This is a genomic window from Nonomuraea sp. K271 (genome assembly GCF_009908215.1).
In the GTDB taxonomy this organism is placed as follows: domain Bacteria; phylum Actinomycetota; class Actinomycetes; order Streptosporangiales; family Streptosporangiaceae; genus Nonomuraea; species Nonomuraea longispora.
On the sequence record NZ_JAAAHR010000080.1, the window covers coordinates 1 to 25,999 of the forward strand.

A 25,999-nucleotide genomic window follows, 5' to 3' on the forward strand; every position below is an offset into this window, starting at 1 on the left:
TCCCGCTACATCCCGCCCACCCCCGGCACTCCGCAACCCACCGACTGGGGCGACCCTGACCGGCTGCGCGCGCTGTTCGGCGACGGGATCGCCGACTTCCGTGCGACCCGCAGGGACTTCGTCTTCCGCTACCGCTCGCCCGAGCACTGGCTGGAGCATTTCAAGACCAACTTCGGACCCACCAGCATGGTCTTCTCCGTGCTCACTCCGCGCCAGGCGACGGCGCTCGAGCGGGACCTGATCGACATGTGGCGCCCGTGGAACAGGGCCACCGACGGCGCCCTGGTCGCACCCGTCGAATACCTTGAGGCCATACTGACCAAGAAGCCCTGAGCAGGAACCGACCGCGCGGCCGACCAGCGTTCGGCGGGATCGGGTCACACCGACCGCCGGAGAGCGCCGACCGGCGGAAGTCGTGAGAAAGGCCGACCGCGTGGGCGGTCGGCCTTTCGTCTGTCAGCCGGCCTCGGCGACGGGGGCGAGCGCATCGCCGAACGAGCCGAGCAGCGACTCGATGGCGGTCAGGCAGGTGCCGCACCCGGTGCCCGCGTGGGTCTCCCTGCCGATGGCCGCCGCCGTGTCCGCGCCCGCCAGCCACGCGGTCCTGATCCGGTCCTTGGAGACGCCGTTGCAGTGGCAGACCGTCGACGTGCCCGGCAGCCGGGCCGGATCGTGCGCCGGTTCGTGGGCGGCCAGCTCAGGGAAGAGCAGGCTCTCCCGTACGGCGGGCACCCGGCTTTGCCGGTCGTACAGTTGCGTGAGCGTGCCGACCGCGTCACCGCGGCCCAGCAGGATGGCGCCGGCGAGCCGGTGGTCGCGGATGACCAGCTTCCGGTAGATCCCGGCGGCGGGATGGCTGAAGGTGACGGTCTCGCCTTCCGCGTGCACATCGCCCAGCGACGCCACCTCCAGGCTGGGCGCCTTGAGCCTGGTGACCACCTGAGACCCGCGGTAGCGCACCGGCTCCCCCGCGAGGTGGGCGGCGAGCACGGCGGCCTGGTCGCAGCAGGGGCCGACCAGGCCGTAGGTGACGCCGCGATGCTGCGCGCATTCACCGATCGCGTACACGGCCGGGTCATCGGTGCGGAGCCGGTCGTCCACCACGATGCCGCGCTCGACCGCCAGCCCCGCGTCCTGGGCGAGGGACGTGACGGGACGCACCCCACAGGAGGTGATCACCAGGTCTGCCTCGATCGACGCGCCGTCGGCCAGCACCACCCCGCCGGGCTCGACCGCCGCGACGCTGACGCCGACGTGGACGGTGATGCCGAGACCGGCCAGCGTCCTGGCGAGGATGTCGCCCCCGTGGGCGTCGAGCTGGCGTTCCATGAGGTGACCCGCGAGGTGCACGATGGTCACCCGGTTACCCCGTACCGCCAGCCCGCGTGCCGCCTCGATACCGAGCAGGCCGCCGCCGATCACCACGGCGTGGCGGGCGGTGCGGGCGCGGGCGAGGATGCGCTCGCAGTCATCCAGCGTGCGGAACGGGAGGGTGCGTTCGATGCCGGGCACGGGCGGCATGAGCGGCTCGCTGCCGGTGGCCAGGACGCAGACGTCGTAGCGGGCGCGGCTGCCGTCCTCGGCGACGACCTGCCGTGCCGCCCGGTCGATCGCGGTGACCCGCAGGCCGGAGCGGACATCGACGTCGTCGGGCAGCGGCGTCGCCAGTTGGCTCTCGCGGGTGGTCTCGGCGAGCACGCCGGAGAGCAACACCCGGTTGTACGGCAGACGCGGCTCGGCCCCGAACAGGGTGATGTCCGCGCCGCGCAGCCGTGCGTCACTGACCAGCCGGGCGCCGGCCATGCCGCCGCCGATCACTACCACTTTCACGGGCGGCCTCCACGCGTACTGCGCACACCTTCAGTTCCGGCATGCGCGAGATGGGATCCAGGGCTGGATTTGTCAGGAAATTTGCTCCCAACCAGTGGAAGGGCATGAACACCGTGTCGTGCCGGACACCCGCGGTGATCCTGGCGGGCACGGTGACGCTGCCCCGGCGGCTGCTCACCCGGACGGCGTCGCCCTGCGCCACTGACAGCCGGGCCGCCAGATCGGGGTGCAGTTCGACGTACGGCCCAGGGACGGCACGGTCGAGATCGCGGACCCGGCGGGTCTGCGCGCCGCTCTGGTAGTGCTGCAGCACCCGGCCCGTGGTGAGGTAGACCGGGTAGTCCGCGCAGATGTCCTCGGCCGCCGGGCGGAACTGCACAGGCACGAAGCGCGCCCTGCCGTCGGGGGTGGCGAAGCCGTCCTGGAACAGCCGCGTCCCTCCCCAGAACCCTCCGGTGTCGTAGTCGATCCGCGAGTAGTCGGCGGGGCCGCCGGCGCTGGCCCGGCGGAGTTCCGCGAAGACGCGCTCGGGGTCGGGAGTGAAGTCTCCCGGGGCGTTCATGCGCCGTGCGAGCTCGTACATGACGTCCAGGTCGGATCGGACACCGGGCGGTGGGACGGTCGCCCTGCGGCGGCGGACCACCCTGCCCTCCAGGGTCGTCATGGTGCCGTTCTCCTCCGCCCACTGGGTGACGGGCAGGACCACGTCGGCCAGCCGGGCGGTCTCGGACGGAACGACATCGCACACCATCAGGAAGTCAAGGGCACGCAGTCGCCGCCGTACGCGTGCCGTATCGGGCGCGGAGACCGCCGGGTTGGAGCCGAAGACCAACAGCGCCCTGGGTCCGCCCGGCGCGCCCAGTGACCGGAGAAGTTCGTGGGCCGACCGCCCGGGCCCCGGCAGGTCCTGCGGACGAACTCCCCAGACGCGTGCGACGTGCGCACGCGCCGCGGGATCGCGGATGTCGCGATAGCCGGGCAACTGGTCGGCCTTCTGCCCGTGCTCTCGACCGCCCTGTCCGTTGCCCTGCCCGGTGAGCGTGCCGAAGCCGGATCCCGGACGGCCGGGCAGTCCCAGGGCGAGCGCCAGGTTGATGAAACCGGTCACCGTGTCCACGCCCTTGGCGTGCTGTTCGGCGCCGCGCGCGGTGAGCACGACGGCGGGACGGCGCGCCAGCGCGCGGGCCGTCTCGCGCATCAGGCGCACCGGCACCCCGGTGATCCGCTCCGCCCGCTCCGGCCAGTAGGCGTTGGACGCCGCGACCGCCTCGGGGAAGCCGCAGGTCCGTTCCGCTATGTAGCCGGCGTCGATGAGGTCGTCGGCGACGGCGATGTGCAGCAGCCCCAACGCCAGCGCCAGATCCGTCCCGGGGGTGATCTGCAGATGCAGGTCGGCGAGCCTGGCCGTCGCCGTCAGGCGCGGATCCACCACGATCAGCCGTTTCGCACCGCGCAACCGCCGTATGAAGGGCGGCATGGTCTCGGCCGGGTTGGCCCCGACCAGCAGCACGGTCTCCGCTTCCGCGAGGTCGGCGGCGGGGAACGGCAGGCCACGATCGACGCCGAAGGCGCGTTGCACGGCGGCGGCCGCCGACGACATGCAGAAGCGGCCGTTGTAGTCGATCTGGCTGGTGCGCAGCGCGACGCGGGCGAACTTGCCCAGCAGGTACGCCTTCTCGTTGGTGAGGCCGCCTCCGCCGAACACCGCCACGCCGTCCGGGCCGTAAGACTCCTGAACCAGGCGGATGCGAGTGACGGCCAGATCGAGCGCGTCGTCCCAGGTGGCGGGCTGCCCGTCCACCAGGGGCGTGGTCAGCCGATCCGGCGCGCGCAGCACCTCGGCGGCCGTCCAGCCTTTCTGGCACAGGTTCTCGGCGGAGATCAGCCCACCGGACGAGACGTCCATGCCGCACTGGAGCGCGCAGTAGGGGCAGTGCGTCCTGGTCATACCCGCGCCTCGGCCAGGCTGGGCCGCCACCACAGCAGCACCGTGCGCATGTAGCACCACCACGTGACCCCGCAACAGACCAGGTAGAACAGCACGAACGCGGCCAGCGCCGCCCCCGCGCCGCCGACGGCCGCGTAGGACGCGCCGAACGCGCGGTTGATGAAGAAGCCGCCCAGCGCGCCGACCGCGGACACCAGGCCGAGTGCGGAGGAGGTCGCGCGCCTGCCGCCTTCCGCACTGCGCTCGATCGTCGTGAAAATGGCCGGGATCATGCGGTAGGTGGAGCCGTTCCCTACCCCGGACGTGACGAACAGGAGCATGAACGCCGCGAAGAACGCGGGGAAGACGGCGGACGCGATCGCCGCCCACACCGCAAGCGCGCCACAGCCCATGACGGCGAAGTTCCAGAAGGTCACCTTCGCTCCGCCGTACCGGTCCGACAGCCATCCGCCGAGCGGCCTGGCCAGTGACCCGGCCAGCGGGCCGGCGAACACCAGGGCGCCGACGGCCAGGTGCGGGAACTCGCTGCGCATCAGCAGCGGGAAGGCGGTCGCGTAGCCCATGAACGACCCGAACGTGCCGATGTAGAGAAACGACATGACCCACATCTGCCGGTGCCGCACCACCCGGAGTTGTTCACGCACGCTCGCCCTCGCCGAGGAGAGGTTGTCCATCCCCCACCAGGCGGCGAGGGCCGCGATCAGCAACAGCGGCACCCAGACCCATCCGGCGGCGGCCACCCCGTAGGCGGCGACCACCACCGGAATGACCACCTGGACGGAGCTGACCCCGACGTTGCCTCCCGCGGCGTTGAGGCCGAGGGCCACGCCCTGCTTGCCGGCGGGAAAAAAGTTGGTGATGTTGGCCATGCTGGAGGCGAAGTTCCCGCCGCCGAGGCCAGCCGTCGCCGCGATCACCAAGAACATCCAGTACGGCGTCGCGGGGTCGCGTACGGCGACGACGAGCAGCAGGGCGGGGATCAGCAGGAGCAGCGCGCTCAGCACCGTGAAATTCGCGCCTCCCATTCGCGCGGGCAAGAACGTGTAGGGGATCCGCAGGACAGCCCCCACCAAATTGGGTAACGCCACCAGCCAGAACAGCTGGTCCACGGAGAAATGGTATTCGCCGAGCGCCAGCACGGCCACGCTCCAGATCGTCCACACGGCGAATCCCAGATGTTCCACGAGGATCGACAGCACGAGATTGCGCCAGGCGACTCTCTTGCCCACCGCCCGCCAATACGCCGCGTCCTCGGGCCGCCAATCGTCGATGCGGCGGCGCCGGGAAAAACTTATGACCATGCTTTCTATAATGAGGCATACCGCAGGCGCGAAAACAATCACAGACGAAAAGGACAGTCGTCGTGTTAGAATCCCCCGTCGCCCTTGTCCCCGATCATCAGCTATTGATCTTCCTTTTGCAAGGCTGCACCCTGCTGGTCGCGGCCCGGCTGCTGGGTGCGCTGGCGCGGCGCATCGGAATTCCCGCGATCGTGGGTGAGCTTACGGCGGGCATGCTGCTGGGGCCGACCGTGCTCGGCAATGTCGCGCCTGAGTTTTTCGAGTGGTTTTTTCCGAGCGATCCCGCCCAGTTCCACCTTCTTGACGTCGTGGCCCAGTTGGGCGTGCTCCTGCTGGTCGCGTTGACCGGCGCGGAGACGGATCTCGCCGCGGTACGCAGACGCCGCCGGGCGGTCGTCGCCATCAGCTCCGCCGGAATGCTGGTGCCGCTCTGCCTGGGTGTGGCCATGGGGTTGCTGATGCCGGCGTGGGTGCGGCCCGACGGCGCGGATCCGCTGGTCTTCGCGCTGTTCCTGGGGGTGGTCATGGGCGTGAGCGCGTTGCCCGTCATCGCGAAGACGCTGATGGACCTCGACCTGCTCGGGCACCGGGTCGGCCAGTTGATCATTGCTTCCGGTGTGGTGCAGGACATCGTCGGCTGGCTGCTGCTCATGGTCGTGTCGGCGCTGGCGGTCACCGGCCTGTCCGCCGGCGACTGGGCGGTGTGGCTCGCCGCCCTGCCCGTGCTGGCGTGCGTGCTGCTCATCGGCAGGCCCGTGGCCCGCATGGCGGTGCGGTCCGCGCCCGGCTCGGCGGTCACCACGATCGTGATCATGACGCTGGTGGGGGCGGCGACGGCGCACGCCATGGGCATGGAGCCGGTCTTCGGCGCGTTGCTCGCGGGGCTCGCCATCGCACCCGTACGGGCGCGCATCGCTCCGGCCCTGTCCGTGGTGCGCACGTGGGTGATGTCGGTCCTGGCGCCGCTGTTCTTCGCCACGGTGGGCCTGCGCATGGACCTGACGGCGCTGGCCGAGCCCGCCATCCTGGCCGTGTCGGCGGCGGTGCTCTGCGTCGGCATGTCCGGGAAGTTCGCCGGCGCCTGGATCGGCGGCGCCTGCTCCGGCATGGACCGGTGGGAACGGCTGGCCGTGGGCGCGGGAATCAATGCCCGCGGCGTGGTCGAGGTGATTATCGCGACGGTCGGCCTGCGCCTTGGAATTCTGGACGGCACGATGTACACCGTCATCGTGGTGTTCGCCATCGTGACGTCGTTGACCGCTCCGCCGATCCTGAGATTCGCCACCCGCAAGATGCCCTACACAGAAATGCCGGTGTCCCGCCAGCGAGACCTCGTCGTTGACTGAACCACCTTCCCGAGTATCGTCATGGCCATAAGAATTGGTTTCCCAGTGGAGATGCTCATGAAATTAGGAATTGGCATCGGCCGCACTTTGCCGGCCCATCAGGCGGCCGATGTCGCGGCGCTGGCGGACGAACTCGGATACGAGCACTGCACGTTCATCGAGTCGCAGAACCTGTGTCGCGACTCAACCGTCATGATGGCGCTCGCGGCCGAACAAACCACCCGCATCAAGCTCGGGCATGCGGTCACCAATCCGTATATTCGACATCCCGCGGTTCTGGCCAACACGATGGCGACGATCGACGAGCTTTCCAGCGGTCGCATCTTTTTGGGCATCGGCGCGGGCGGCAGTGCGGTCGCCATGGTGGGCCGCAGCGCGCGACCGCTGGGTGAGCTGCGCGACGTGGTCTCCTTCTTCCGCGCCTTCGTCGCGGGAGAGCAGACGACCTGGCACGACGCGCCGATGAGGTCGGGATGGTCCCGCAGGGACATCCCCGTCGTGCTGGGCACCCACGGCGCGCGCAGTTGCCGACTGGCCGGGAGCATCGCCGACGGCGTCTTCCTGCCGGGCCTCGACCCGCGGATCGCCGCGTGGAAGCGGGCACGGGTGGCCGAGGGCGCCGAGCAGGCCGGCAGGACCCTGGACGACCTGGAGCTGTGGAGCCGGGGCGCCGTGTTCGTCCACGACGACGTGGACTACGCCAGGGAGTTCGTCCGCTCCTACGCCGCCACCTCGGCCTTCTTCCTGTGGCGCTCGGCGGTCAGCCGTCCGGAGCCGGTGAACCGCCTGCTCGCCTCCGCGCTGCCCGAGGGCGTGGCGGAGGAGATGGCCAAGCTGGCCGAGCGCTACCAGTGGGAGCAGCACGAGGCCAAGGGCGCGGCACACGCCCGCGACCTGTCCAGCGACCTGATCGACTGCTTCGCGATCTACGGCCCGCCCGGGCGGTGCGTGGAACGCCTTGGCGCCCTGGCCGAAGCCGGCGTCGACGCCGTGTCGTTCACCCTGTACGGCGTGCCGGACAAGGCTCACATGATCACCCGGATCATCCACGACGTGGCCGGTCAGCTCCGCTGACGACCGGAAAGGAATGCGCCGATGCCGTTCATCACGGTGCTGATGCTCAGCGGCAAGGATCTCGACCAGCGCCGCAGGTTCGCAGAAGAGGTGACCAAGTCGGCCGAGGCGACGCTGGGCGCCAGGCCCGAGGAGGTGCGTGTCCGGTTCGTAGAGATGGCACGCAGCGATTTCGCCCGGGCCGGGCGGCTGATGTGTGACGAGGTGTGAGGACATGGGTATGGCTACGTTGACCGACACAGGTGTCCGGGCGTCGGCCCGACAGACCCGGTTGTGGTACCTGCAGCATCTGCACGACGCCGTCGCCTCCTTCTCCACGGGCGACGCGCTGATCCTTGATGGCCCGCCGCGGGAGGACCGGCTGCGCGCCGCGATCGCTCAGCTCCGGCTGCGGCACACCGAGCTGCGGTCCGGTTTCATCGCCTCCGACGGCGTCATCCGCATGGTGCCGATCGACCAGCCGTCCCCTGCCGTGGTCGTGGAGGAGGGCGAGGAGTCCGCCGTCCGGCAGTGGGCGGCGCAAGCGGCCAGGATCCCCTTCGACATCGCCAACGGTCCGCTGTGGCGGGTCCGCGTCCTGTCACTGCCGGACGACAGGCACGCGGTGATGCTTGTTGCCCATCAACTGATCGCCGACGGCTTCCGCGTCCGTGACCTGCTTGACGAGCTGCTCACCTGCTACGACGGCGGTGTGCCGGAGCCGGGCGGGGACCCGGTGCCGGCACAGGAGTCGGCCGACGCCGTGGAGGCGGCGACGCACCGGCTCGCCAGCGCTCCGACCGGTGTCGAACTGCCGGCCGACCGGCTGCGACCGCCCGTGCTGAGCTACCGGGGCGGCCGGGTCGGCGCCGACGTCGAGGCCCCGGTGCTGGACCGGCTCGGTGGCGAGGTGGCGCTGCTGGCCGCGTTCGCGGTGCTCGCCCACCGCTACACCGGGTCGGAGGAGATGGTCATCGCGGTCCACGACGAGGCGGTGACCGTCGAGGGCGCGACCAACCCGCTGCCCGTGCGCATCGACCTGACCGGTGACCCCACCTTCCCCACCGTGCTGCGCCGGGTCCGAGGCGCTGTCGAGGAGGCACGCGTCCACGGCGCGGTGCCGTTCGAAGCCGTGATCGGCCGTCTGGAACGCGAACACGACCCCAGCCGGCGCCCCGTGTGCCAGCTCGCCTTCTCGTCGTCGCGGCGACGGCGCGACGCGGTCGAGGTCGACGCGGGCCTCGCCCTGTTCGACCTCGCCCTGTCCGCCCGGCTGCACGAGCACGGCGCGTCCCTGACGTTCGACTACGACGCCGACCTGTTCACGGCCCAGACCGTGCGGCGGTTCGGGGGCAACCTGGTCGCGCTGCTCAAGAGCCTCGCGGAGAACCCCGATGTGCCGATCTCGCGGCAGCGGATCCTGACCGACGAGGAAAGCGCGCTGATCGCCGGTCACCAGGACGGCGGCCCCGTAGCGGGCACCGAGCTGGTGCACCGGCTCATCGCCGAACAGGCCGCGCGCAGGCCGCACGCGCAGGCGTTGGTCTCCGAGTCCGCGCGGCTGACCTTCGCCGAACTGAACGGCCGGGCCAACCAGATCGCGCACCACCTGCGTGACCTGGGCGTGCGACGCCAGACCCCGGTGGGGGTGTGCCTGCCCCGGTCGGCCGAGATGGTGGTGGCCGTGCTCGGCGTGCTCAAGGCGGGCGGCGCTGCCGTACTGCTCGATCCGGCGCAGCCCGCGCGGCGGCTCGCGATGATGCTCGACGACTCCCGGCCACTGGCCGTGCTCACCGCCGAGGAGCAGCTCGGCAAGCTGCCCGGCACGTACGCCGGTCACATCTGGTGCGTGGATCGCGACAGCGACCTGTTGAACCGATCGTCCACCGGCGACCCCGACGAGTGGGCGCATCCGCTGTCGGTCTGCCAGATCGCCTACACCTCGGGCTCGACCGGCGAGCCGCGCGGAGTGGCGTTCAACCACGCCGCGGTGGCCAAAGGCGCGCTGGGCACGCGGCAGTGCTACCGGCTCGGCGAGGACGACCGGGGCACGTGGATCTCGGCGCCCGGTTTCGGGATCTCGTTCGTCAACGAACTGTGGCCGTTCCTGACCGCGGGCGCGGCGGTGCACATCGCCGGCGAGCGGACCGTGAGCACGCCCTTCCGGCTGCGGGACTGGCTGGTGGAGTGCGGGGTCACGGTGTCGCTGGTGACCAAGGCCCTGGCCGAACGGCTGTGCGCGGTCGACTGGTCCGAAGAGGTGGCGCTGCGTGCGCTGCTGGTGTCCGGGGAGCGGACCGGCTGGCTGTCGTCGGCGGTGCCGTTCGAGGTGGCCACCATCTACGGCTCGACCGAGACCACGAACGCCACCACCTGCCTGAACGAGGCGGCGGGCATCCGCGTCACGCCCAAGCAGGTCCCCGAGCGGCAGCGGCGGTCGATCTCGTCGCCGATCGGGCTGCCGGTGCCGGGCGCGCGCGTGTACGTGCTGGACGCCAACCTGCGGGTCGTCCCCATGGGCGTGCCGGGCGAGATCCACGTGGGCGGCGACCTGCTGCAGAGCGGCTATGTCAACAGGCCAGGCCTGACGGCGCAGAAATGGCTGCCCGACCCCTACGCGGGACGCGCCGGCGCCCGCATGGTCGCCAGCGGGGACATCGGGCGCATGCTGCCCGACGGTTCGATCGAGATCCTCGGCCGCGTGGACGACCAGATCAGCCTCAACGGCTACCGGGTCGAGCCCGGCGAGGTGGCCGCGCGCCTGCTCGAACACCCGGCGGTACGGCACGCCGCGGTGGTCGTCCGTGAGGACGAGCCGGGCGAGCGGCGGCTCGTCGCCTACGTGGTGCCGGAGGTCAACCGCCGGGTGCACAAGTCCGAGCTGCTTGAGCTGCTGCGCGAGCAGTTGCCCGGGTACATGGTGCCGGGTGCGTGCGAGCTGATCGACGCGCTGCCGACGCTGCCCAACGGCAAACTCGACAAGCGCCGCCTGCCCGCGCCGGACCGTGGCAGCCGCTCGGTCTCCTACGAGGAACCCGCCACCGAGGTGGAGCGGGAGCTGGCCGCCATCTGGCGCTCGGTGTTGAGAACCGACACCGTGGGCGCCGACGACAACTACTTCGAGCTGGGCGGCGACTCCCTGACCGGAATGGAGCTGATGGCGGCGATCAGCGCCGGCTTCGGCGTCGAACTCGCGCTGTCCGTCCTGTTCGAAGCGCCTACCGTGCGGGAGATGAGCCGGGCGATCGAAAGGGAACGCGACGGCGACGGCGCCCACGCCGCCGACAAGGACGCGCTGCCGGTGATCCGCACCGACCCCGCGTCGCGGTACGAGCCCTTCCCGCTCACCGACATCCAGCACGCCTACTGGATCGGCCGGATGACCGGCATGGAGCTCGGCGACGTCGGCTGCCACGGTTACCAGGAGTGGGATGTCGCCGACCTCGACGTCGAGCGCCTGCGCATCGCCATCGACCGGCTGGTGCGCAGGCACGACATGCTGCGCGCGGTGGTCACGGGCGACGGTCGTCAGCGGGTGCTTCCGACGGCACCGCCGTACGAGGTGGAGGTGACCGATCTGCGGCGGGCCGACGCGTCCGAGCGTGCGGCCAGGCTGGATGAGATACGGGAGCGGCTCTCCCACGAGGTGCTGGCCGCCGACCGGTGGCCGCTGTTCGGTGTGCGGGTGACCCGGGTGGACGAGGTCATCTCCCGGATGCACATCAGCTTCGACCTGCTGATCTTCGACGCGCGGAGCGCCCGCGTCTTCACCCAGGAGCTGTCCCGGCTCTATCGGGACCCCGACGCGCCGCTACCGCCGATCGAGCTGTCGTTCCGCGACTACGTGCTGGCCGAACGCGCCGCGCGGGAGAGCTCCCCGCTGTACCGGGCCGCCCGGGAGTACTGGGACGGCAGGCTGGCCGAGCTGCCGCCCGCGCCCGAACTGCCCTATTTGCGCAGCCTCGGCTCGGTCGACAACCCGAAGTTCGAACGGCACGCGGGACGCATCGAGGCCGATGAGTGGCTGCGGCTCCGGCACGCCGCCGCCGGCGCCGGGATCACCCCGTCGGCGCTGCTGCTCGCGGCCTTCGCGGAGATTCTGGCCACCTGGAGCGCGGGGCCGCGTTTCACCGTCAACATGACGCTGTTCAACAGGCCGCCGCTGCATCCGCAGCTCAACGATCTGCTAGGCGACTTCACCTCGGGAGTGCTGCACGCGGTGGACCACCGCGGCGCCGACTTCGCCGAACGCGCCCGTGACGTGCAGGAGCGGCTCTGGCACGACCTGGAGCACCGGCACGTGGGCAGCGTGCAGGTGCTGCGGGAGCTGGGCAGGCGGCAGGGCGGCGCCCCGCGGGCCGCCATGCCGGTCGTGTTCTCCAGCCTGGTCGGCGTGCCGCGCATGGACTGGGGCAACCTCGGCCGCTACGCCTTCGGCGTCACGCAGACCCCGCAGGTCGCGCTCGACCACCAGGTGATGGAGGTCAACGGCGGACTCGACTACTGCTGGGACGCGGTGGCCGAACTCTTCCCCGCGGGCCTGGTCGGCGACATGGCCGACGCGTACGGCAAGCTGCTGCGCCACCTCGCCGACTCCCCGAACACGTGGCGGGAGCCCAACCCGGTCAGGCTCCCGCAGGCCACCGTGGAGCGCCGCGGCGCGGCGAACTCCACCGAGGCGAAGGTGACGGCGGAACTGCTGCACGAGCCGTTCCTGCGTCAGGCCGAACGGACGCCCGACGCCGCCGCGGTGATCGACGAGCGGGTGATCACGTATCGGCAACTCGCCGACGCGTCGTCGGCGCTGGCCGCCCGCGTGATCGACGCAGGGGCCGGGCCGGAGAAGCCGGTCGCGGTGGTCATGCGCAAAGGCTGGGAGCAGGTCGCGGCCGTGCTCGGTGTGCTCCGGGCCGGTGCCGCCTACCTGCCCATCGACCCCGACCTGCCGACCGAGCGCATCGCCTACCTGCTCGACAACAGCCGGGCCGACTTCGTGCTCACCCAGCACGGCGTGGACGTCCCCACAGCGGCCGAGGTGATCACGGTGCCCGCCGACCCCGGCGCGCTACGGCCGGCGCCGCTTCCCGACTGTCCCGCCCGCCCGGACTCCCTGGCGTACGTCATCTACACCTCGGGCTCCACCGGCAGACCGAAGGGCGTGATGATCGAGCACAGGGCGGCGTGGAACACGATCGCCGACATCAACGACCGGGTCGGCCTCGGCGCCGACGACCGTGTCCTCGCCCTGTCCTCGCTCAGTTTCGACCTGTCGGTCTGGGACATCTTCGGGTTGCTCGCCGTCGGCGGTGCCGTGGTCATCCCACCGGCCTCCGCCAACCCGGACCCGAGGGCCTGGGCCGACCTGGTCGCCCGGGAACGTGTCACGATCTGGAACTCGGTTCCCGCATTGTGGCAGATCCTCTCCGACTACCTGCGCGGGCGCGGCGAGCGGGTGGCCCCGAGCCTGGCCACGGTGATGCTCAGCGGCGACTGGATCCCCCTCACCACGTACGAGCACCTGGCCGAGATCTCTCCCGGCACCCGGCTGATCAGCCTGGGCGGGGCGACCGAGGCCGCCATCTGGTCCATCGCGCACGAGGTCGGCCCGGCCGCGCCGGACTGGGCCAGCGTGCCGTACGGCAGGCCCCTGCGTAACCAGCGCTGGCACGTCCTGGACGGCAGGCTGGAGCCGTGCCCCGACTGGGTCACCGGATCGCTGTTCATCGCCGGTGACGGGCTGGCCCGCGGCTACTGGGCCCAGCCCGAGCTGACCGACGAGCGGTTCATCACCCATCCGAGGACGGGCGAGCGGCTCTACCGGACCGGCGACCTGGGCCGCTACCATCCCTCGGGCGACCTGGAACTGCTGGGACGCGAGGACTTCCAGGTGAAGATCCTCGGTCACCGCATCGAGCTGGGTGAGATCGAGACGGCGTTGGCCGGCCACCCGCAGGTCGCCGCGTGCTGCGTGGTGGCCGTGGGCGAACGCACGGCCAAGCGGCTGATCGCGCACCTGGTGCCGGAGCCCGGCGCCGCGCCCGACCCCGCCGAGATCAGGCAGTTTCTGACCGGCAAGCTGGTGCGCGACGTCGTGCCCACGCACTACAACATCCTCACCGAGCTGCCCCTGACCGCCAACGGCAAGGTGGACCGGCCCGCCCTGGTCGCGCTCGGCGCACCCGAGCGGAAGAGCTCCGGTGACGCCCTGCCCGCCTCCCCCGCCGAGGCGGTCCTGCTCGACGTCGCGGCGGAGATCCTCGGAGTCGACGCGTTCGGCCCGGAGGAGGACTTCTTCGCCGCGGGCGGCGACTCGCTGCGGGCCATCGCGTTCATCAACGAGGCCGCGAACGCGGGCTTCGACATCCCCGTCGAGGCCTTCTTCCAGTACCCGACCATCCGCGCCGCCGTAGACGCGGGGCCGGTCGTGGTGGACATGAGAGGAGAGTCGGCGTGACCGGCACTGTGCACTCCCTGATCGAGGAGCAGGCACGGCGGAGCCCGCACAAGCTTGCCGTGGTGTCCGGCTCCACGGTCCTTTCCTACGGCCGGCTGAACAGCCGCGCCAACAAGGTGGCACGCCTGCTCGGGGAGCTGGGAGTGGCCGCCGACGAGCCCGTGGGGACCTGCCTCTCCCGGTCCCCCGACGCGGTGGTGTCCCCGCTGGCCATAGTCAAGGCCGGCGCGGCCCCCGTCCTGCTCGACCCCGCGGCGCCCATCGAGCGCACCGTCGACCAGATCCGCTCCTGCGGCGTCAAGGTGCTGGTCACCTCCACGGTGAACTGCGACACCCTGGCGCAGCTCCAACCCGTCCTGGCAGACCTGGGGGTGCAGGTCTTCCGGCTGGACGCCGACCGGCACATGTTCGACGAACTGCCCGCCAACGACCTCACCGAGGTGCGCGTCACTCCGGACAGCGCCGCGCACATCGTCTACACCTCCGGCTCCGTCTCCACTCCCAAGGCAGTGGTGGCCAGGCATGAGACCGTCAGCGAGTGCGTGGCGCTGGCCCGCGAGGACTTCGGCTTCACGGGTGACGACCGGGTGGCCTGGTGCTCCTCGCCCGGGTTCGGTGTGTCGCTGGTCAACGAGTTGTGGCCGGCGCTGGCCGCGGGCGCGACCGTGCACATCCCGGACGCCGGGACGCTGCTGGTGCCGGAGCAGCTGCAGGACTGGATCCTGCGGGAACGGATCACCGTGGCGCACCTGGTGGGGACGCTCGCCGTACCGCTGTGTGAGCTGAGCTGGCCCGCGGACTGCTCGCTGCGGCTGCTGCTCACCACGGGCGAGCGGTTCCGGCTCGGGCCCGAGGCCGCGCCGCCCTTCACGATCGCCGTGACCTACGGCTCCACCGAGACCACCCACATCACCGGGCTGTCGGGCCGCGGGGAGACGGTGGGGCGTCCGCTCGGCGGCGCCGCCGTGTACCTGCTGGACGAGACGGGCCGACCGGTGCCGGACGGCGAGGTCGGGGAGGTCCATGTCGGCGGACGGCGCCTGGCGCGCGGCTACCTGGACGACCCCGCGCTGACCGCGGCCAGGTTCCTGCCCGACCCGTTCGCCGGCGACCCCGGCGCCCGCATGTACCGCACCGGCGACCTCGGCAGGTTCGACGGCGACGGTGAGCTGGTCCTGGTGGGACGGGTGGACCGGCAGGTCAAGATCAGGGGCGTCGCCGTCAACCTGGACGAGGTGGAGGCCGTCGTCGCCGCGCACGCGGGCGGCGACGAGGTGGCCGTGGTGGCGGTCGGCGACGAGCCGCGCGCCGTCGCCTACCTCACCGGCGTCGAGAGCGCCGGCGTGCCCGCGCTGCACAGGACGCTGGCCGCGCGGCTGCCGCGCTCCCACATGCCCGCCGAGTTCGTGCTGCTCGACCGGCTGCCCCGCACCGTCACCGGCAAGGTGGACCGGGCCGCGTTACCGCCGCCGCGCCGTTCCTCCTCCGCCACGGCTGGGGAGGACTCCACGGCGGGAGCCGGCGACATCGCCGGCATCTGGTGCGAGCTGCTCGAACGCGACCATGTCGGGATCGACGAGGACTTCTTCGAGCTGGGCGGCCACTCGCTGCTCGCGGCGCGCATGGTGATGGAGCTCCAGGAACGGCACGCCGTCAAGATCGACCTCACGGCCTTCTACGAGCGGCCCACCATCCGCGCTCTGTCCGGCCTGCTGGACGCGGCCGAACAGCCCGGCAACGTGCTGGTCCGGGTGAGCGGACCGGAACGGCCACTGACCCGGCTGGTGTGCTTCCCCTACGCCGGCGGCGGCGTCAACGCATATGCCCCGTGGGGTGAGCTGCTGCCTTCCCATGTCGAGCTGGTCTGCGCGCAGCCGCCCGGCCGCGGCCCCCGGCTGGCCGAGCGACCGCTGGAGTGGGTCGCCGAGCTGGTGGCGGGGCTGGGACCGCGGCTGGCGGCCGATCCGCACCCGCGCACCTTCCTGTTCGGGCACAGCCTGGGCGCGATCGTGGCCTTCGAGCTGGCGCGGTGGCTGCGCAGGAACGGGCACCCGGAACCCGCGGGGCTGCTGGTCTCCGGTTCCGCCGCGCCGCAGACGCCGATCAGCGCGCGGGTCCACCTGCTGCCCGATGACGCCCTGCTCGCGCATGTCGGCACGCTGGGCGGCACGGACCGCCGCCTGGTCGACGACGAACGGCTCCGCCCCGTACTGCTGCCGGCCCTGCGCGCCGACTTCACCATGCACGAAACCTACCGGTACACGACGGACGAGCCGCTGGAGTGTCCCGTCACCGCCTTCGCGGGCAGCCATGACGACGACGCGCCGATCGAGGACGTGCTCGGCTGGCGGGAGCAGACCGCGAGCCGGTTCCGGCTGGAGGTGCTGGACGGCGGTCACTTCTTCGTCGCCTCGGCGCGGGAGCGTCTGCTGTCGCTGGTGGGCGACGCGCTCGCGGTGGAAACGGAGCCGGTGACATGAGGGTTTCATCGGGGCACACGTCGATCGACGTCGAGCGCGCCGGCACGGGACCCGCGATCCTGCTGGTGCACGGGACGGGTGACGACAAGACGTGCTGGCGCTCGGTGGTGCCGCCGCTCTCCGTCCGCCACAGCGTCCACACCATGGATCGCCGGGGCCGGGGCGGCAGCGGAGACGCGGCCGGGCACAGCATCCGGGCGGAGGCCGACGACATCGTGGCCGTGCTCGATCACATCGGTCCCGCGACGCTCGTCGGGCACTCGTTCGGCGCGATCTGCGCGTTGGAAGCGGCGTCCCGCGCACCGTCCTCGGTCGAGGGGCTGGTGCTCTACGAGCCGCCCGTCCCCGTCCCCGGCACCCCCGACTTCTCCGGTGTGGCGGCCCGGGTCGCCGACCTGTGCGCGCAGGACCGCCGGGAGGAGGCGCTCTGCCTCTTCCTGGTCGAGGTGACCGGCCTGGAACCGGGACTCGCCAAGCTGCTCAGGCGCGTTCCCGGCTTCGCCGAACGAGCCGCGGTCGCCGACACCATCGCCCGCGAGATCGACGCCACGCACCACTACGTCCTCGATCGCGAGCGGCTGGCCACGTTGACCGTACCCACGCTGCTGCTCAAGGGAGACAGGAGCGCGCCGGGGCTGCACGAAGCCGTAGCGATGATCGCGGGTCTCATGCCTCGCGCGGTCACCGAGGTGCTGCCGGGGCAGGCGCACCGGGCTATGGAAGGAGCGCCCGCCATGCTGGCGGACGCTGTCGACACCTTTGCTGGGAGGTACTCACATGAAGCGCACATCCGTTAACCCGTGGGAGTGGAACATCAAGTTCGGTTTCCACCAGGCCGAACTCGTCGAAGGACACCGCAGCATGCTCGTGTGCGCGGGCCAGACGTCGCTGGACGAGAACGGCGAGGTCGCCCACCCGGGTGACATGGCCGCCCAGATCGGGCTGGCCCTGGACAACGTGGAAACCGTCCTTCACGCGGCCGGCATGCGACTTTCCGACGTGGTCAGGCTGAACATGTACACCACCGACATGGAGCAGTTCCTGCAGCACGTGAGCGTGATGGGCAAGCGGCTGGAGGCGGCGGGGGTCGCCCCTCCCGGGAGCCTGTTGCAGGTGTCCGGGTTGGCCTTCCCCGGTCTGGTGGTCGAATTGGAAGCCACCGCGGTGGCATGAACGTCCATGAAACGGTCGTGCTCCGCCCGGACGCCACCCTTGAGCGCACGCCAGAAGGGCACTGCCGCCTGGTCGTGCGCTCGGGTGCACGCTCCCAGGGCCTGGGCCGGGTGGACGACCCCCACGTGCTGGAGACGCTGGCCACCACAGGCATGCCGTTCACCGGGGACGACGTGGTCACGGACCTGTGGCGACGCGGGTGGCTGTCGCTGATCGTGAGCAGGGACGACACGCCCGTCCTCACTCTGCATCCGCATGCCGACCCGCCGCCGCGGCCGTCGGACGGCGGAACCGGCCGCCCGGTCTCGGAGCTGGCGGTGCTGCGCAAGGTGGGCGAGGACTACGCGCTGGAGTCGGCCCGGGCCTGGTGCTCGGTGCGCGTGGAGCAGTCCGAGGAACTGCCGGCGCTGCTCACGGGGAAGGGAGATCTGTTCCACTACCTCGACTGGGCGGGCCTGACCGGCGACGAGGCGGAGTCGACACAACTGGCGCTGGCCCAATGGACGCCGCACGAGCTGGCCTTCCATCACCAGACGCGGATCCCCGGCGTCCACCGGGCCACCGACTTCGGCCGTTCCCATTGGGGGACGCGGCGGTTCGCCGGGCTGCCCGCGCGCCACGAACGCTTCCGCGGTGAGGGCATCACGCTGGCCAAGCCGGACCTCGCCGGCCTGCGGCAGTCCGACCAGACGGTCACGGCCGTCCTGGAGAAGCGGCGGACCATCCGCGACCACGACGACGAGCACCCGCTCACCGTCGTCCAGCTCGGGCATTTGCTGTTCCGCTGTGCGCGCAACCGCTGGCTCGTCCAGCGGAACGGGTCCGAATACCTGAGCAGGCCGTACCCGTCGGGCGGCTCCGCCTACGAGTTGGAGATCTATCCCGTGGTGCGGAACGTCACGGGTCTTGATCCCGGCCTGTACCACTACGACCCCCAGGAGCACCGGCTCAGATACGTGAGCGAGCACACCGGCGACCTGCTCGCCCACGCCGCGGTCGTCGCGGGCGCCGAGCGGCAACCACAGGTCCTGCTGATCATCACGGCCCGTTTCGGCAGGCTCATGCGTACCTACCGGGGCATGTCATACGCCCTGATTCTCAAGCACGTCGGCATAGTCCAGCAGGTCATGTACACCGTGGCCACGGCGATGGGACTGGCCGTCTGCGCCCTGGGGGACGGCGACGCGACGGCCTTCGCCTCCGCCACCGGCCTGGATCCCATGAGCGAGGCCAGCGTGGGCGAACTCGCGCTGGGGAGCAGGCCGACTCGTGTGAATGCGGGAGGAGTCTGATGTCCACCACGATGGTGACCAGTCACGGCCGCTGCGCCGTGCTGGAGGAACCGCGGGGCCCCGAAGGCCTCCGGATGCACAAGCGCGCCCTGCCCGACCCGCCGCCGGGGAAAGTCAGCGTACGGCTGCGCGCCTCCGGGTTGAACCACCTCGATCTGTGGGTGGTGAACGGGGCGCAGCGGGTGCGCACGCCCCGCGTCATCGCCGCCGACGGCGCCGGCGAGGTCGTAGCCAGTGCCGTGGAGGGCTGGTCGCCGGGTGACGAGGTGGTGCTGTACCCGGTGGCCGCCTGCTGGAGATGCGCCAACTGCAAGGCGGGCCGCCACATCTACTGCAGCGGCTTCGCCGTTCTTGGAGAGCATGCGGAAGGCACCGCCTGCGAGGTGGTGCAACTGCCCGCACGCAACCTCGTACGCAAACCCGCGGCCCTGCCCTGGGCGCAGGCCGGCGCGCTGCCGCTGGCCTTCCTCACCGCCTGGCGGATGCTGGTGTCGCGGGGGCGGCTGACCGCGGGCGAGACGCTTCTGGTGGTGGGGGCCAGTGGAGCGGTCGGAACGGCGTCGGTGCTGATCGGCGCGCACCTCGGCGCGAGGGTGCTGGCCACCACCCGTGACCTCGGCAAAGCCGAGGAGTTGCGGGCACTCGGGGCGGTCGAGGTCTTCGCGTCCGACGGGTTCTCCAGGAAGGTCATCGACCACACCGACGGCGACGGCGCCGACGTCGTGATCGACCACGTGGGTGCGGCGACCTTTGACGAGTCGTTGCGCTCGGCGACGGTCGGCGGCCGGGTGGTCACTTGCGGGGCCACGACCGGGGGGAGCGTCCAGCTCAACCTGCCGAGGGTGTTCGTGCGACAACTGGAGATCCTGGGATCGACCACGGGCACTCTGGCGGAGTTCGAGGACCTGGTCGCGGCCACGGAAGCGGGACTACGGCCTGTCATCGCGCGGGAATTCGGGCTGGAGGAGATCCGTGACGCCCTCACATATCTGCAATCGTCTGACCAAATCGGAAAAGTCATCTTAAGGCAATAGTGAGTGTTCTGGTGGTTTGTCGTAGGCGTATCCCGGTCATGACCCTGCAGAAAATTGTCGGACCCACGGCCTACCGTCAGAAGTACGTGACTACCCATTCGACACAGGAGGAAGTCTCATGACGGCCCCCCAGCAGACGGGCCCCGTGCTGAGGCACAGTCCGTGGCTCGCGCTGATCACCATCGCGCTCGGCTATTTCATGAACGTGCTCGACAGCACGGTGGTGAACGTCGCACTTCCCAACATCATGACGGACCTGGCCGCTCCGATGGGGCACATGCTCTGGGTGGTCAACGGATACCTGCTGCCCTACGCGATGTTGCTGCTCCTCGCGGGCAGACTGGGCGACCTGCTCGGGCACCGGGCGGTTTTCGCCTTCGGGCTGGGCGTGTTCGTGGTGGCGTCGCTGCTGTGCAGCCTGTCCGCGACGCCGGAGCAGCTCATCGCGAGCCGGGTGCTGCAAGGCATCGGAGCGGGCGTGGCCGGTCCCCAGGCGCTCGCGATCACCGCGGCCGTCTTCCCCGCGCACCGCAGGGGCATGGCCTTCGGCGTGCTGGCCTCGATCATCGGCACGGCCGCGGCGATCGGGCCGTTCCTCGGCGGGCTGATCACCCACTTGCTCGACTGGCGCTGGATCTTCCTCATGAACCTGCCGATCGGGGTGGCCGGGTTGATCTGCACCTTCGTCTTCGTGCCGAAGACCCGCGTGGGTGGCCGCCCGCGACTGGCGTTCCTCCCCGTCGTCCTGGCCACGGCCGGCCTGTTCGGGGTGCTGTACGCGCTGATCGACGGTCCACGCGTCGACTGGGGAGAGATCGTCGCCGGAGTGCACATCGGATACGTGTTCATCGTCGGACTGGTGATTTTCTTCGGTTTCGTTTATTGGGAGTGGTCCCGCACCGACGGGCTGCTGCCGCGAGCGCTGTTCGCCAACAGAAACTACGGCCTGATGGCATGGGCGTCCCTGGCCACATATTTCTGCATTTTCGGCACGCAACTGGCCATGACCCTGTATCTACAGTCGGTCCTGCACGTCAGCGCGCTGGAGGCGGGCCTGGTCCTGTCGCCCATGTGGTTGGCGTCCTCACTGGTGGCTCCGTTCAGCGGGGCGCTGATGCAGCGCGTCCAGCCGCGCTGGATCCTCGTCGGCGGCTTCGCGGCCTTCTGCCTCGGCACGGTCCTCACCGCGCTCTTGATAACCCCGCAGATGCCGTGGGGCGTGTTCGTCGCGACACTCCTGCTGGCCGGCGCCGGCGCCGGCTTCACCTTCGCACCGCTCACCACCGTGGCGATGAGCGAGGTGCCGCCGCATGAGGTGGGCGGAGCCTCGGGGACGCTGGAGATGGCACGCATGCTCGGCAGCGCCGTGTGCACGGCGGTCGTGGGCGCCATCCTGGGCAGCACCGCCACATCCTCGGCCGCCGCCCTGGCTGCCGACTCGCGTGCCGCCCTGCTCGTCACCGCCCTCGTGGTCGCGGTGGCGGTGGTCACCAGCTTGTTCCTCAAGCGCGGCGGCCTCCCCGCTCCGGCTACCGACGCCGGGGAGCAGCAACTCACCACGCCCACGTCGGCCACCGCGGCGGGGCACCCCGGGAATTCGTGACGGCGGACGCGATCCGGACGGCGCCCGCAGAACCCGCACGGGCTGACCTGCCGCGCGACGGCAAGCGGCGCGGGATGCGGGGCACCGGTGCCGGCCGTCGGTGCCGGTGCCCTCGGCTTCTGGGCGGCGCTGCGGGGGTGTTCTCGCGGGTCAAGGAGCAGCGGTGGCGCCTCACAAGATAGCGAACGTTGTGGAGCGCTACCGAGGGAGGGGATTGGTGTATCCCATCGATGAGGAAATTGCTCTGGCCGCGTCCATCAGAGGGCCGGTTGCGTCCTTCATGCGGCTTTCGTCGAACCAGGTCGACGGTCCGGAGACGCTCAGTGCTGCCACCTCCGACATGGAGATGGGGATGGGTGCGGCGACTGTGTGGACGCCTCGCATGGCTTCTTCAAACGCCCAGGCGTAACCGCGTCGGCGTGTTTCCTCGATTTGAGCGAGAAGCCCGTTCAACGTCGGAGGGGTTACGTGGGTGAATGCCGCGTCTCCCACGTCGAGTGTGAAGCGAATGAGTTCTTCGCGTGGCAGGCTCGCCAGTAAGACCCGGCCGGCCGCGCCGGCCCACAGCGGGTACGGTCTGCCGACCTCGGCCTTCGCCTTGAGCCCGGACCGCGACTCGACCTGCTCCACGTAGACTCGGGAGTGCCCCACGCGCACCGCGAGCGCAATGGTCTCGTCAAGATCGTCTCGCAGTCGCATCATGTGCGGCAAGGCCTGCGAGCGAACGTCGATTCGGTCCAGGTACGACATGCCCAGGGTCAGGGTCTTCGGGCCGAGGCCATATCTGCGTGAGGCGGCGTCTTGCCGGACGAGACCGCTTTGCTCCAACGCCTGCAGCAGTCGCTGTACGGTGCTCTTCGGCAGGTCGAGGAGAACGCCGATTTCGCGGGCACTGGCGTCACGGCCGACATCGGCGAGGGCGGACAGGATATCCGCAGCTTTGCGGACGGATTCGTTCATGTTACTCCCTCGCAGCAGGCTGCTGTGATTATGGCACCTGGGCTTTGCGAGGGGCGACCGGCGTCGTACCGGTACAGGCCGGGGCAACCGTCGGCTTCGCGCAGGCTTGGTGCCGTACGCGGCGTCGTTCGCGGCGCCCCGATCACTTCCCCGCCCCGAGGGTGATGCCCTCGATGATTCGCCGCCACAACCACAGGTAAAGAGCCAGCATGGGCAGAACGAGAATGCATACTCCGGCGAACAGCCCGCCATAGTCGGCGCCCGAGAACTGCATGCTCGACAAGAAGTTGAGCAGCGCCAGGGAAACCGTGTACTTCTCCACGGTCTGCAGAAAGACAATGCCGAGCAGCGTCTCGTTCCACATCGAGATGATGTTCAGGATGAGGACGGTCACAAGGCCCGAGCGGGCCAGGGGAAGCATGACTTGCCAGAAGGACCTGAACGGAGAGGCTCCGTCGATCGCGGCTGCCTCCTCGATCTCGCGCGGCAGAGAGCGCATGAATCCGGTCAGCAGGAACACGGTGAAGGGCACGTGCGTCGCGGTGTAGATGATGAAGAGACCCAGGAGGCTGTTGACCAGGCCGACTCTCGACATCATTTCGAACAGCGGGATGACGGTGACCTGAGCCGGGATGCCGAGCCCGAGCGCGAAGAACACGCTGAGCGGCCCGGCGGAGCGGGTTCGGATGCGGCTGAGCACGTATGCGGCGGGGGCGGAGACCGCCAGGGTGCAGAAGGAAGCCCCTAGCGCGAGCCCGGCCGTGTTGAGCGTGGCACGGGCGAAGCCGCTCTCGTTCCACGCGTTCGTCCAGTTGGCGAAGTTGAGCGAGCCTGGAATCCCCCAGGGCGCCCTGAAGATGTCAGTGGTGGTCTTGAACGATGACAGGATCAAGAACGCGAAGACCAACAGGTTGAAGGTGACGAAGGCCCAGACCAGGACACGGCCGAGGGTGCGGATCGGGTCGGCCCTCGTCGTTTTGACGCGCGGGGATTGCCCACCGGAAGGACGTCGGTCACGACCCTCGCGTACAAACAAGGGATCGCTATGCGGCTGCAATACCCCGGCCTGCGCACCTGAGTTCTCAGAATTCAATGGAATCCCTCCGGAGCAGGCGCCTCAGCACGACGATCAGGGCGGTGAACAGCACCAGCATGAGAACGGCCGACGCAGAGGCGTAACCGAAGAGGTACGACGGGCTCCTCCCGCCGAACGACTCACCGTAGACGAAGAGCGCCGAGTTCCACACGGCCGGCGGCGGCATATCGTTGGTCGTTCCGCCGAATGCGTAGATGAATTCGAAGATCTTCAGCGAACTGATCGTCCAGAAGATGGCGGCCACCGATATCACGTCCCACGACAGCGGCAACGTGACGAACCGCAACCGCTGATACGCGTTCGCGCCGGCGAGCAGCGCTTCCTCGTAGAAGTATCGAGGAATACGGTCGACGGCCGCCAGGATGATGGTGACGTAGAGGCCGGTGGAGATCCAGACCGTGCCGATGAGAATCATCAAGAAGAGATTGTCGGCGTTCAACCAGGGGATCGGCTCCGTCCCGAACACCGTGGACAGGATGGTGTTGACCGTACCGTTGTGCTCGAAGATGAAGCCCCACACGATCGACAGGACGATGGCGGACACGATGTGGGGGAAGAAGAGCACCGAACGGATGAACGACCGCCCGCGCATCTCACGAACGATCATGGTCAGGACGAAGCTGATGGCGAAGATGGCGGCGCCGGCCACGACCAGGATGATGAGGGTGTTGACCAGCGCGGTGCGGAAGGTGGGGTCGTCGAAAAGCGCGGAATAGTTGTCGAGGCCGTTCCACCGCATCTCGCTCACGCCGTCCCACCGGTGAAAGCTGATCCACAGCGCGGCGAGGGTCGGCCCGATGACGAAGGCCAGGTACAACACGAGCGCGGGAACGACGAAGGGCAGATACAACCGTCGGCGCGACCGATCGAAGGCCCCCGTGCCCCGGGGTGAGCCGCGCCGGTGGCGTGGCTCACCCACAGGAGGTGTCGCGAGCGTCATGAGCGATGTCCCGCCCAGAAGTCGCGCTGACCGGTGGTGATCTGGTCGATGAACTCGTCCGGCGTGATCTTTCCGGTCATGAGCTGGAGGTTCAGCGGCTGGAAGACCTTCTTGTCGAAGTCCGAGAAGTCTCCGAGCACTCCGTCAGTGATCTTGCTCAGCTTCTTTTCCTGCAGAAGCTCGTTGACGTCCTCCAACTGCTTGGGCACCTCGACATCCGATCGGGGGGTGAGGTTGTTCGCCTCGCTGGAGATCTTGGACAGTCGTTCCTTGTGGAGAAAGTGGGCGATGAACTTCTGCGCCGCCTCGGCGTGATCCGCCGATTTCGGGACAGCGAATCCGATGACGCTCGCCGGCAACGACTCGTCGCTGCCGAACGTCGGGAAGTTGAACGACCGGTATTTGAACCCGGGTGCCGCCAGCGTGCCGGTCTCCGTCGGAGCCCAGCTTCCCATGTAGAGGAAGTCCGCCTGGTTCTGCGCCCACTTCGTCTGGATGGCGGGGAACTTGCTGCTGTCGTACCCCGGTATGAAGTATTTTTGCTTCGCGAGGCTGGCGATGGCGGCGAGCGCGTTGCGGACGCCGGGGTTGTTCCAGCCGCTTGCCTGCTTGTCCGACACGAGCTTGTAGAAGCCGCCCGGGCCCAGCGTTCTGGACAGCGCCGTCGCCGTCCAGAACTCCGCGTACCCGGCGATGTCGCCGTCAAGGGCGATCGGGTTGCGGCCGGACGCCTTCGACCTGGCCAGGACGTCTGCGAACTCCTGCCACGTCTTCGGCGGGTTGTCGGCGACGTCGGGCAAGGTCTTGGCGTTATACCAGATCGAGTAGCCGATCACCTCGTACGGGATCAAGAACTGGGCGCCGTTGGCTGTGGTCGTGAACTGGTCGTACTTCTCCGGGATCACCTGGCGGACGGTCTTGCTCTCGCCAGGTATCTCCATGTCGTGTACGTCGCTCAGGTCCTTGAACTGATCATTCTTGACGATCGCGTTGCTGACCGTGAAGTATTGCTGATCGATGAGGTCGGGGACGTCGTCGGTACGCAGCGCCGCCAGAAGTTTCGTGACATTGTCGCGCCCCTGCCACTCGACCTTCACCTTGATGCCGGACTCCTTCTCGAAGTCCGCGAGCGCCTTCGCCAGAACTTTGGCCTGCGGCTCTTTCTCCTGCCACATCGACCAATAGGTGAATTGCTGAGCGGAGCCGTCCCCCGAGTCGTCGGCGGAACAGGCTGCACCGAACAGTCCAAGTGTGACGGTGAGCGTGAGGGCGGCAGCCCTCACGCGGCGGCGCCGGTATCGCATCTGCATGGGCGCTTTCCCTTCAACGCGTCCCATTTAGTGGGACAGCGGACCGTTTCCCGGGGGCTCGAAGCTAGGCGGTGCTTGCGGCCCGTGTCAACGCCCTGCCCAGGACGCCTGCAGAACGCTACTTTCTGTTCACATTGCCGTCATTGACCACATCCCACGCATCATTGACTCAACTTCCG

General features: G+C 69.6%; 17 protein-coding genes and 1 pseudogene. 11 read left to right on the forward strand and 7 right to left on the reverse strand.

Annotated features, from left to right (window positions below; genetic code table 11):
* Positions 1-333 (forward strand): annotated as a pseudogene (locus tag GUY59_RS25610) (hypothetical protein); the annotation flags it as partial.
* Between the two features lie 123 nt (positions 334-456).
* Here the strand turns inward: GUY59_RS25610 and GUY59_RS25615 are convergent.
* The 3 genes from GUY59_RS25615 to GUY59_RS25625 are packed head-to-tail and all read right to left on the reverse strand — an operon-like array spanning position 457 to position 5,079.
* Positions 457-1,830 (reverse strand): FAD-dependent oxidoreductase, encoded by a 1,374-nt coding sequence (locus GUY59_RS25615; RefSeq protein WP_138198499.1) that lies wholly within the window; start codon positions 1,828-1,830, stop codon positions 457-459.
* Entirely contained in the window at positions 1,778-3,778 is a 2,001-nt protein-coding gene (locus GUY59_RS25620) for a molybdopterin oxidoreductase family protein (protein ID WP_132332941.1), read from the reverse strand. The genes GUY59_RS25615 and GUY59_RS25620 overlap by 53 nt, the downstream gene beginning before the upstream one ends.
* Positions 3,775-5,079, reverse strand: coding sequence for an MFS transporter (locus tag GUY59_RS25625; protein ID WP_138198498.1), 1,305 nt, complete (start codon positions 5,077-5,079; stop codon positions 3,775-3,777). Before GUY59_RS25625 ends, GUY59_RS25620 begins: the two co-directional genes overlap by 4 nt.
* A 104-nt stretch (positions 5,080-5,183) precedes the next feature.
* Between GUY59_RS25625 and GUY59_RS25630 the strand changes: the two genes are divergently transcribed.
* From GUY59_RS25630 to GUY59_RS25675, 10 genes are all read left to right on the forward strand, one after another.
* Positions 5,184-6,425 (forward strand): cation:proton antiporter, encoded by a 1,242-nt coding sequence (locus tag GUY59_RS25630; protein WP_161714690.1) that lies wholly within the window; start codon positions 5,184-5,186, stop codon positions 6,423-6,425.
* Positions 6,426-6,482: 57 nt separating this feature from the next.
* A complete protein-coding gene (locus GUY59_RS25635; protein ID WP_161714691.1) occupies positions 6,483-7,499 on the forward strand; it encodes an LLM class flavin-dependent oxidoreductase in 1,017 nt (338 codons plus the stop codon).
* Positions 7,500-7,520: 21 nt separating this feature from the next.
* Complete coding sequence (locus GUY59_RS25640) at positions 7,521-7,709, forward strand: tautomerase family protein (RefSeq protein WP_132332937.1); 189 nt, start codon at positions 7,521-7,523, stop codon at positions 7,707-7,709.
* Positions 7,710-7,719: 10 nt separating this feature from the next.
* Positions 7,720-13,932 (forward strand): non-ribosomal peptide synthetase, encoded by a 6,213-nt coding sequence (locus tag GUY59_RS25645; protein WP_161714692.1) that lies wholly within the window; start codon positions 7,720-7,722, stop codon positions 13,930-13,932.
* The gene (locus GUY59_RS25650) at positions 13,929-16,412 is read left to right on the forward strand and encodes an AMP-binding protein (protein ID WP_138198494.1); all 2,484 of its coding nucleotides are present in this window, start codon (positions 13,929-13,931) and stop codon (positions 16,410-16,412) included. Before GUY59_RS25645 ends, GUY59_RS25650 begins: the two co-directional genes overlap by 4 nt.
* Complete coding sequence (locus tag GUY59_RS25655; RefSeq protein WP_132332934.1) at positions 16,409-17,209, forward strand: alpha/beta fold hydrolase; 801 nt, start codon at positions 16,409-16,411, stop codon at positions 17,207-17,209. The genes GUY59_RS25650 and GUY59_RS25655 overlap by 4 nt, the downstream gene beginning before the upstream one ends.
* A complete protein-coding gene (locus tag GUY59_RS25660) occupies positions 17,190-17,585 on the forward strand; it encodes a RidA family protein (RefSeq protein ID WP_132332933.1) in 396 nt (131 codons plus the stop codon). Before GUY59_RS25655 ends, GUY59_RS25660 begins: the two co-directional genes overlap by 20 nt.
* Complete coding sequence (locus GUY59_RS25665) at positions 17,582-18,877, forward strand: SagB/ThcOx family dehydrogenase (protein ID WP_138198493.1); 1,296 nt, start codon at positions 17,582-17,584, stop codon at positions 18,875-18,877. Before GUY59_RS25660 ends, GUY59_RS25665 begins: the two co-directional genes overlap by 4 nt.
* Positions 18,877-19,911, forward strand: coding sequence for a zinc-binding dehydrogenase (locus tag GUY59_RS25670; RefSeq protein ID WP_138198492.1), 1,035 nt, complete (start codon positions 18,877-18,879; stop codon positions 19,909-19,911). The genes GUY59_RS25665 and GUY59_RS25670 overlap by 1 nt, the downstream gene beginning before the upstream one ends.
* Before the next feature lie 118 nt (positions 19,912-20,029).
* Complete coding sequence (locus GUY59_RS25675) at positions 20,030-21,514, forward strand: DHA2 family efflux MFS transporter permease subunit (RefSeq protein ID WP_138198491.1); 1,485 nt, start codon at positions 20,030-20,032, stop codon at positions 21,512-21,514.
* Between the two features lie 198 nt (positions 21,515-21,712).
* Here GUY59_RS25675 and GUY59_RS25680 read toward each other — a convergent pair whose 3' ends face one another.
* From GUY59_RS25680 to GUY59_RS25695, 4 genes are all read right to left on the reverse strand, one after another.
* On the reverse strand, positions 21,713-22,474 hold the full coding sequence (locus GUY59_RS25680) for an IclR family transcriptional regulator (protein ID WP_161714693.1): 762 nt from the start codon (positions 22,472-22,474) through the stop codon (positions 21,713-21,715).
* Between the two features lie 142 nt (positions 22,475-22,616).
* Positions 22,617-23,567, reverse strand: a complete 951-nt coding sequence (locus tag GUY59_RS25685; RefSeq protein WP_161714694.1) for a carbohydrate ABC transporter permease — start codon at positions 23,565-23,567, stop codon at positions 22,617-22,619.
* On the reverse strand, positions 23,557-24,420 hold the full coding sequence (locus GUY59_RS25690) for a carbohydrate ABC transporter permease (RefSeq protein WP_161714695.1): 864 nt from the start codon (positions 24,418-24,420) through the stop codon (positions 23,557-23,559). The genes GUY59_RS25685 and GUY59_RS25690 overlap by 11 nt, the downstream gene beginning before the upstream one ends.
* A gap of 86 nt (positions 24,421-24,506) precedes the next feature.
* On the reverse strand, positions 24,507-25,847 hold the full coding sequence (locus GUY59_RS25695) for an ABC transporter substrate-binding protein (RefSeq protein WP_138198487.1): 1,341 nt from the start codon (positions 25,845-25,847) through the stop codon (positions 24,507-24,509).
* Between the last annotated feature and the right edge of the window lie 152 nt (positions 25,848-25,999).

Excerpts from the sequence above, each read along its gene's own strand:
- GUY59_RS25640 (WP_132332937.1), top strand. The coding sequence starts at position 7,521 with ATGCCGTTCATCACGGTGCTGATGCTCAGCGGCAAGGATCTCGACCAG.
- GUY59_RS25625 (WP_138198498.1), bottom strand. The coding sequence starts at position 5,079 with ATGGTCATAAGTTTTTCCCGGCGCCGCCGCATCGACGATTGGCGGCCC.
- GUY59_RS25645 (WP_161714692.1), top strand. The coding sequence starts at position 7,720 with ATGGCTACGTTGACCGACACAGGTGTCCGGGCGTCGGCCCGACAGACC.
- GUY59_RS25675 (WP_138198491.1), top strand. The coding sequence starts at position 20,030 with ATGACGGCCCCCCAGCAGACGGGCCCCGTGCTGAGGCACAGTCCGTGG.
- GUY59_RS25660 (WP_132332933.1), top strand. The coding sequence starts at position 17,190 with ATGAAGCGCACATCCGTTAACCCGTGGGAGTGGAACATCAAGTTCGGT.
- GUY59_RS25620 (WP_132332941.1), bottom strand. The coding sequence starts at position 3,778 with ATGACCAGGACGCACTGCCCCTACTGCGCGCTCCAGTGCGGCATGGAC.
- GUY59_RS25655 (WP_132332934.1), top strand. The coding sequence starts at position 16,409 with ATGAGGGTTTCATCGGGGCACACGTCGATCGACGTCGAGCGCGCCGGC.
- GUY59_RS25680 (WP_161714693.1), bottom strand. The coding sequence starts at position 22,474 with ATGAACGAATCCGTCCGCAAAGCTGCGGATATCCTGTCCGCCCTCGCC.
- GUY59_RS25635 (WP_161714691.1), top strand. The coding sequence starts at position 6,483 with ATGAAATTAGGAATTGGCATCGGCCGCACTTTGCCGGCCCATCAGGCG.
- GUY59_RS25665 (WP_138198493.1), top strand. The coding sequence starts at position 17,582 with ATGAACGTCCATGAAACGGTCGTGCTCCGCCCGGACGCCACCCTTGAG.
- GUY59_RS25695 (WP_138198487.1), bottom strand. The coding sequence starts at position 25,847 with ATGGGACGCGTTGAAGGGAAAGCGCCCATGCAGATGCGATACCGGCGC.
- GUY59_RS25670 (WP_138198492.1), top strand. The coding sequence starts at position 18,877 with ATGTCCACCACGATGGTGACCAGTCACGGCCGCTGCGCCGTGCTGGAG.